Here is a 7259-nt window from a genome sequence, read left to right as displayed (position 1 = left end):
TTGTGGTGGATCTTGTGAGAGAGAACCTGCCTATCGAGGACCCCGCGTCCTGACCAGCACCACGTAGATCATCCCGAATGTCCGTGTCGCCCGCCCGGACGTTTACCTACTCGCTGAGATCACCTCAGTACATCCCCTTCTACTTCGCACCTCGGTCCCCCATGCTGTACAAAATCTCGCGCGGTTCGGTTCCGACCTTCACCGGACCGCAGTCCGAACTCGTATACCTGGTCTCATCGTTCCGACGTGTCCACTCGGCTGGATTGCAGTGGTTCGGCAGCGACGGCAACTGTGCGGCGGCTGTCACGGTCCACTGCAACGACTGGGCGACACTGGAGCGGATCGTCGACTGGCCGCTCATGGAGGAGAAGTACTGGAACAACACCGAAACCGACGGCGATCGAATGCGCCGACGGATGGCGGAGTTCCTGGTGTTCGAGAGATTCCCAGTGTCGGCGCTCGCTGGTATCGTGGTGATGACCGACGACATGAGCAACCGGGTGGCCGCAGCATTGAGCCAGATCCCAACGATCAGCGTGCGCCCGGACTGGTACTACCGGACGGAGGTCGGACCATGATACTGGAAGGCACCGGAAACCTTCTCGAAGCTGACGTCGAGGCCCTCGTCAACACGGTCAACACCGTCGGCGTCATGGGCAAGGGGATCGCCTTGCAGTTCAAGCGCGCCTTCCCCGGCAACTTCCGGTCCTACGCGGAGGCGTGCCGGCGCAACGAGGTCGCACTCGGCACGATGTTCACATGTTCGGTTGACGGTCTCGGCAATCCAAAACTGATCGTCAATTTTCCCACCAAGGGCCACTGGAGGTCCAAGTCGAGGATCCAGGACATCGAGGCGGGTCTCGTTGACCTTCGGCGCATCATCGATGAACGCGGAATCCGATCCATCGCGGTACCCCCGCTGGGGTGCGGGAACGGCGGACTTGACTGGAGCGACGTTCGACCGTTGATCATTTCTGCGTTTTCCGACCTGGCGGATGTGGAAGTGCATCTCTTCGCACCCGCCGGCGCGCCGGACGCCTCGGCGATGCCGGTGAACACAGACCGACCCACGATGACCCGCGACTACGCGGCCATGCTGCTCGCTTTCGAGCTGTACATCGCGAGGAGTGCAGCCGCGGGCCTCAACATGAACAGCAAGCTGTCCCTCATGGAAGCCCAGAAGGTCGCTTACTTCATGCAACTCTGCGGTTGGCCGTCCGATTTCGACTTCGTGCCGAGCTACTACGGTCCGTACTCCCAAGGCATGAACCAGTTCATCAGCGAGATCGAGGGTCACTTCATCGTGGGGTTCGGCGACGGTACCGGCGGAAGCCGAGCCACCATCTCATTGCGAGGCGGCGCCCTCGCCGAGGCGCATGAGATGCTCGACCGCGATCCGCAATTCCAGCACGTCATTGACAAGTTCACGGGCGTCGTTGCGGGCTTCGAGTTCCCCTACGGGATGGAACTGCTGAGCACGGTGCACTTCGCCGCCACGAGACTGACCGGCAGGACTCCGGCGGGCGTGCCCAGCGTGATGCAGGCGATCGACTCCTGGTCGGAGCGCAAGGCTCAACTGTTCCGCGCCGAGCAGGCGTCGCGTGCGTACGACCACCTCAGCGTCCTGCACGCGCTGTGAACGAGAACACCTCGACCATGACTCGGACGTCCGCGCGGTCAGGTCCGCGCGAACACCCGGTCGCGCGTCACGCGTCGGCTTCGGGGACGAGGATCCAGGCGGCGATGTAGAGCAGCCCGCCGGAGCCGGCGCCGAGCACGGTCAGCGCGACCAGGCCGAGGCGGACGAGGGCCGGGTCGGCGCCGAGGGCCTCGGCGAGTCCGCCGCAGACGCCGCCGAGCATGCGGTCGGTGCGGCTGCGGCGCAGCTCGAACCGGCGGCGGGGCTGCGTCGTGGTCGTCGCGCCGAAGCTGGGGTCGAGGATCGGGTCGACGGTGGGTCGGCTGCTGTTCTCCATGTCCACGACTCTGCCGCCGCCGGGGCCGGGATCCATCGGGCAGCACCCCCCCCCCCCCCCAGCCCGGCCCCCCCCCCCGACCCGGGGTCGGGCGCGGCTGGTCTCCGGGGGTACGCCGTTGTACCCCCGGGGTCATCGGGGTGGGTGCTACTGCTGGTACGGCGCCTTGTAGCCCTCGGCCTCGGACGCGGTGAACAGCGGGGCCACCTCGGTCAGCCCGCCCTCGGCGGCCGGGTCGACCTTGGCGATGTAGACGCCGCGGGTGGGCGGCGCGCCGGGCGAGCTGTAGTCCAGCTCGGTCACCAGGTCGTCGGTCTTCACCGAGGTCAGCGTGGTGAGCGCGGTGGCGACGCCGGCGCGGCTGAGGTCGCCCGCCTCGCAGGCCTTCTCCAGCACGGCCTGCCACACCATGCCCTCGACGTAGCCGGTGTGCACGCCCGCGTTGACCGGGGCGCTCGGGTACTTCTGCTTGTACTCGTTGGCCACCTCGACGGCCTTGGGCGTCTCGGAGGAGAACGGCGGGCTGGACGCGGCCACGTAGAGCGCGCCCAACGCGCCGGCGGCCGGGCTGTCCAGCAGCGCCGGGTCGAACGTCGGGTTGTTGCCCAGCACCGGCACGTTCAGCCCGAGGGCCTGGTTCGCGGCCAGCGCGGAGGCGCTCTGGCTCGGCGTGGTGGTCAGCACCAGCACCTTGATGCCCTCTCCGCGCATCCCGGTGACGATGCCGGTGAGGTCGTTGTCCGTCGAGGTGATCTTGGCTTCGGTGATGGTCAGCCCGTGCTGCTCGGCGTAGTACTGCGAGCCCTTGAGCCCGTTGCCGCCGTACTCGCCGTCGATGTAGATGTGGCCGATTTTGTCGCCGTCGGCCAGCAGGCCCTGCTGCTGCAGGTAGGCCAGCCCGTTGACGATCTCCAGGTCGTAGGTGGTGCCGATCATCATGATGCTCGGGTTGTTGAGCACCTCGCTCGACCACGACGCCGGGGCGGCCAGCAGGTTGTCGTCGATCAGGTTCTGCTTGAGCGCGGCCAGCACCGGCGAGCCGAGCAGCTGCACCATGCCCAGCACCTTGGGTTCGAGCTGCGGGTAGAGGGTCTTGGCGGTGTCGGCCTTGTAGCCGTGGTCGACGACCTCCAGCTGGATCTGCCGCCCGCAGATCCCGCCGGCGGCGTTGACGTCGTCGGCCCACAGCTGGTTGCCGGCGTTGAGCCCGGCGCCCAGGTTCTTGAACGGGCCGGTGTTGTCGCCCATCACGCCGAGCGTGATCGTCGTGTCGGTGACGCCCTTGTCGGTCTTCACCCCGCCCGCGCCGGCCTCGCCCGCCGGCTGCTGGTCGGCGGTGCTGCCGCAGGCCGCCAGCACCAGCGTGCTCGCCAACGCCGCGGCCAGCACCGCTGCTCTACGCCCTGGGATCATCGTCGTTCCTCTCGGGGGTGTCTCGCCCGCCGGGGGCGGCGGGGACGGGTGCGGGGGCGCGTCGGCCCACCAGGCGCCGGCCGATGGCGGCCGCGCCGCCGGGTTCGAACAGGACCACCAGCACGACGGCGGTCCCGTAGACGAACGCGCTGAGCACGACGGCGGTCAGGCCGCCGAACTCGGCGTCGGCGAACCAGCCGAACTCGTTGGCGCCGAGCAGGAAGAACTGCTGCAGCCCGTAGACCACGACGGCGCCGAAGACGGCGCCCGGCACCGAGCCCAGCCCGCCGATGATCACGATGGCCAGGAAGGCGATGGCGACGGTCAGCGAGTAGTTGCCGGTGAACTCGTTCTCGTCGGGTTTGACCAGGTCGAGCCACAGCGCCGTCATCACGCCCGCCAGGCCGGCGTAGGCCGAGGACACCACGAACGCCCCCGCCTTGACCCGGGTGACGTTCACCCCCATCGCCGCGGCGGCGGCCTCGTTGTCGCGCACCGCCCGCCACGCCCGGCCGATCCGGCTGCGCACCGCGCCCCTGGCCAGCAGGTAGGCGATCACCGCGAGGGCCAGGAACAGGAACCAGAGCCGCTGCTGCTTCTGGATCGCGACGCCGAGGATCGTCGGGGCCGGCTCGCTGTTGGCGAACGCGAAGCCGAACAGCTCGAAGGTCGGCGGGGTGCGCCCCGAGGACGTGCCACCGGTCAGCGACTCCAGCGACTGCCCCAGCCAGAGCCCGAGGAACACCAGCGACAGCGACGCCACGCCCAGGTAGATGCCGCGCAGCCGGCCGGCGACCGGGGCGAACGCCAGCCCGAGCAGGCCGCTGACCGCCACCGCGCCGATCAGCCCGATCACCGGCGGCAGCCCCAGGCCCACCAGGTCGGCCTCGGCCTCGCCGGAGAGCACCGCGTAGGAGACGGCCCCGACCAGCAGGAAGAAGGGGTGCGCCAGCGACAGCTGGCCGGCCTGGCCGACCAGCAGGGTCAACCCGATCCCGCCGACCGCGCCGATCAGGATGTACTGCGCCACCTTGAGGTAGGCGACCTCGGTGCCGATGATCACCGGCAGCAGCACCAGCAGCACCAGCCCGACGGCGGTCGCGGCGATGGCGAGCCAGTTGCGGCGGCGCTTCGGCGCCGCCGGCGCCGGCTGCGCGGACGAGGGCTTGACCAGCGTGTCAGACACGACTGAGCTCCTTGGTCCCGAACAGCCCGGAGGGCCGGACGACGAGCACCACCAGCATCACCAGGAACACCGCGCTCTTGGAGAACTCGAAGGAGATGTACTGCGCCGACAGCGCCTCGGTGAGCCCGACGACGATGCCGCCGACCACCGCGCCGGCCGTCGAGTCGAGCCCGCCCAGGATCGCGGCCGGGAACGCGACCAGCGCGATCGCGTGGGTGCCGCGGCCCAGCCCGGCCCCGGAGAAGTCCTGGGTGGCGATGAACAGCACCGCCACCCCGGCCAGCGCCCCGGCCACCAGCCACGCCGTGGCCGTGACCCGCGAGCTGCGGATGCCCATCAGGGCCGCGGCCTCCCGGTTCTCCGCCTGCGCGCGCATCGCCACGCCCCAGCTGGAGTAGCGGAAGGCCAGCAGGAACGCGGCGATCAGCACCGCCCCGACGACCAGCGCGATGGCCTGCGTCCGGAAGACCGTCACCGCGCCGAGCTGGATCGGCTGGGCGTCGTAGGGGTCGCCGATGAACGGGATGTCGGCGCCGACCCGGCGGACGATCTCCTCGGTGATGATGACGTCGATGCCGATCGTGAGCAGGGCCAGGCCGTTGTGGTCGGCGGAGGTGGCGTTGGCCAGCAGCGCCCGCTCGATCAGCAGCCCGGCCAGCGCGGCCGCGAGCACGCCGACCACGGCGGCCGTCGGCCAGCCGAGCGCGTCCTTGAGCTCGTAGACCAGGTACCCGCCCACCAGCACCAGCGAGCCGTGCGCGAAGTTGACCACCTCGGTGGCCTTGAAGATCACCACGAAGCCGAGCGCCAGCAGCGCGTAGACCGCGCCCTTGCCCAGCCCGTTGACCAGCAGCTGCACGAACGTCGTCACGACGGCACCCCGTCCCCGCCGCCGTCGGCGGTCGCGCCGCCGTCGGTCTCGTCGTCGGTCTCGTCCTCGCCGGTGCCCAGGTAGGCCCGGATCACCCCCGGGTCGGCCTGCACCTCGGCCGGCGGCCCGTCGGCGATCAACCGGCCGAAGTCGAGCACGCTGACCCGGTCGGCGATGCCCATGACCAGGCCCATGTCGTGCTCGACCAGCAGCACCGAGATGCCCAACGCGTCGCGCAACCCGGTGATGGTGACCGCCATCTGGGCGGTCTCGGTGGCGTTGAGCCCGGCCGCCGGCTCGTCGAGCAGCAGCAGCGTGGGCTCGATGGCCAGCGCCCGCGCGATGTCGACGCGCTTGGCCACGCCGTAGGGCAGCACCCCGACGACGGTGTCGAGCCGGTCGGCCAACCCGAGGAAGTCGCAGATCTCCTCGGCCCTGGCCGTGTGCCGGCGCTCCTCGCGCACCGTCCGGGGCAGCCGCAGCCCGCCGGACAGGAAGCCGCCGCGGGTCAGCACGTGCCGGCCGGTCAGCACGTTGTCGCGCACGGTGGAGCCCGGCGACAGCGCGATGTTCTGGAAGGAGCGACCGATGCCCAGCGCGGCCAGCTTGTGCGGCGACAGCGCGGTCAGGTCGGCGTCGCCGTAGCGGACCTCCCGCGGCGCCCGCACCCGGTGGCGCACGCCCGGCTCCCGGGGCGCCGGATCGCGGGTGGGCCGGTACAGCCCGCTGATCACGTTGAAGCAGCTGGACTTTCCGGCCCCGTTCGGGCCGATCAGCGCGTGCACGGTGCCCGGTGCGACGGTGAAGCTGACGGCGTCGAGCGCGGTGATCCCGCCGAAGCGCAGCGTCAGGTCCTCGACCACCAGCTCGCGGACGTCGTCGCGCAGGCCGGTCGGCGGCTCGGCGGCCACCGCGGCCTCGTCGCGGGTGCCGGCGCTCATCCGACCCACCGCGACAGCGTCCGGCCGCGCCGCTGCGCCTGCGCCGCGGCGGCCTCGGTCTCGGCCTGCGCCTGCGACTCGGCGTGCCCGCCGAGGTAGAGCCGCTGCACGTCGTCGCTGGCGGCCAGCTCGTCGGCCGGGCCGGACAGCGCGATCCGGCCCACCTCCAGCACGGCGGCGTGGTCGGCGACCCGCAGCGCCATCGTCGCGTTCTGCTCGACGAGCACCACCACCGTGCCCTGCGCGTGGATCTCCCGGATGATCCCCCCGATCCGGCCGACCATCTGCGGGGCCAGCCCGAGCGACGGCTCGTCGAGCAGCAGCAGCCGCGGCCCGGACATCAGCGCCCGACCGATGGCCAGCATCTGCTGCTCGCCGCCGGACAGCAGCCCCGCCCGCTGGGCGGCCCGCTCGGCCAGCACCGGGAACAGGTCGTGCACCCGGCGGCGCGCCGCTGCCCGGTCGGCCGCGGAGCGGGCGCCCAGCCCGCCGGCCCGCAGGTTCTCCTCGACGGTCATCCGGGCGAACACCTGGCGGCCCTCGGGGACGGCCACCACCCCACGCCGCACCACGACGGCCGGGTCGAGCCGGTCGATGCGCTCGCCGTCGACCCGGATCTCGCCTGCGGTGATCGCGCCGCGGTGCAGCTTCAGGGTGCCCGAGACCGCGCGCAGCAGGGTCGACTTGCCCGCGCCGTTGCCGCCGAGCACCGCCAGCACGCCGTCGTCGGGCACCTCGACGTCGATGCCGTCGAGGGCCAGCACCGACCGGCCGTACCGCACGGAGAGCCCGCGCACGCTCAGCACTCCGGGGCACCTGCCCGTCGGAACCCAGTGACCACTTCGAGCTCCCTCGCTCCGGCGACCCCGTTC

The 7259-nt window shown here is 70.9% G+C and carries 8 protein-coding genes; 2 read left to right on the top strand and 6 right to left on the bottom strand.

Going from position 1 to position 7259, the window contains the following annotated elements:
* The first annotated feature begins 77 nt into the window (after window positions 1-77).
* Together darT and darG are read left to right on the top strand one after the other, a co-directional pair.
* Window positions 78-578 (top strand): type II toxin-antitoxin system toxin DNA ADP-ribosyl transferase DarT, encoded by a 501-nt coding sequence (gene darT / locus KIK08_RS13010; RefSeq protein WP_256446226.1) that lies wholly within the window; start codon window positions 78-80, stop codon window positions 576-578.
* Window positions 575-1639: a type II toxin-antitoxin system antitoxin DNA ADP-ribosyl glycohydrolase DarG gene (darG, locus tag KIK08_RS13005; RefSeq protein ID WP_214403355.1), complete on the top strand. Its 1065-nt coding sequence runs from the start codon at window positions 575-577 to the stop codon at window positions 1637-1639. Before darT ends, darG begins: the two co-directional genes overlap by 4 nt.
* Window positions 1640-1706: 67 nt before the next feature.
* Here darG and KIK08_RS39880 read toward each other — a convergent pair whose 3' ends face one another.
* The 6 genes from KIK08_RS39880 to KIK08_RS12975 all read right to left on the bottom strand — a co-directional run bounded on the left by KIK08_RS39880 (window position 1707) and on the right by KIK08_RS12975 (window position 7193).
* Window positions 1707-1976 carry a PspC domain-containing protein gene (locus tag KIK08_RS39880; RefSeq protein ID WP_214403353.1) on the bottom strand — a complete coding sequence of 90 codons (270 nt, stop codon included), beginning with the start codon at window positions 1974-1976 and terminating at the stop codon, window positions 1707-1709.
* Between the two features lie 147 nt (window positions 1977-2123).
* A complete protein-coding gene (locus KIK08_RS12995) occupies window positions 2124-3389 on the bottom strand; it encodes an ABC transporter substrate-binding protein (RefSeq protein WP_214403351.1) in 1266 nt (421 codons plus the stop codon).
* Complete coding sequence (locus KIK08_RS12990) at window positions 3373-4575, bottom strand: branched-chain amino acid ABC transporter permease (protein ID WP_214403350.1); 1203 nt, start codon at window positions 4573-4575, stop codon at window positions 3373-3375. The genes KIK08_RS12995 and KIK08_RS12990 overlap by 17 nt, the downstream gene beginning before the upstream one ends.
* Window positions 4568-5446, bottom strand: a complete 879-nt coding sequence (locus KIK08_RS12985) for a branched-chain amino acid ABC transporter permease (protein ID WP_214403349.1) — start codon at window positions 5444-5446, stop codon at window positions 4568-4570. Before KIK08_RS12985 ends, KIK08_RS12990 begins: the two co-directional genes overlap by 8 nt.
* On the bottom strand, window positions 5443-6396 hold the full coding sequence (locus tag KIK08_RS12980; protein WP_408004671.1) for an ABC transporter ATP-binding protein: 954 nt from the start codon (window positions 6394-6396) through the stop codon (window positions 5443-5445). Before KIK08_RS12980 ends, KIK08_RS12985 begins: the two co-directional genes overlap by 4 nt.
* On the bottom strand, window positions 6384-7193 hold the full coding sequence (locus KIK08_RS12975; RefSeq protein ID WP_214403347.1) for an ABC transporter ATP-binding protein: 810 nt from the start codon (window positions 7191-7193) through the stop codon (window positions 6384-6386). The genes KIK08_RS12980 and KIK08_RS12975 overlap by 13 nt, the downstream gene beginning before the upstream one ends.
* Window positions 7194-7259 lie beyond the last annotated feature (66 nt).

Origin of the sequence: Pseudonocardia lacus, from assembly GCF_018531445.1 — a bacterium.
Classification (GTDB): Bacteria; Actinomycetota; Actinomycetes; order Mycobacteriales; family Pseudonocardiaceae; genus Pseudonocardia; species Pseudonocardia lacus.
The sequence above is the reverse complement of the archived record's forward strand: the minus strand, read 5'-3'. Positions and strand labels throughout refer to the sequence as shown.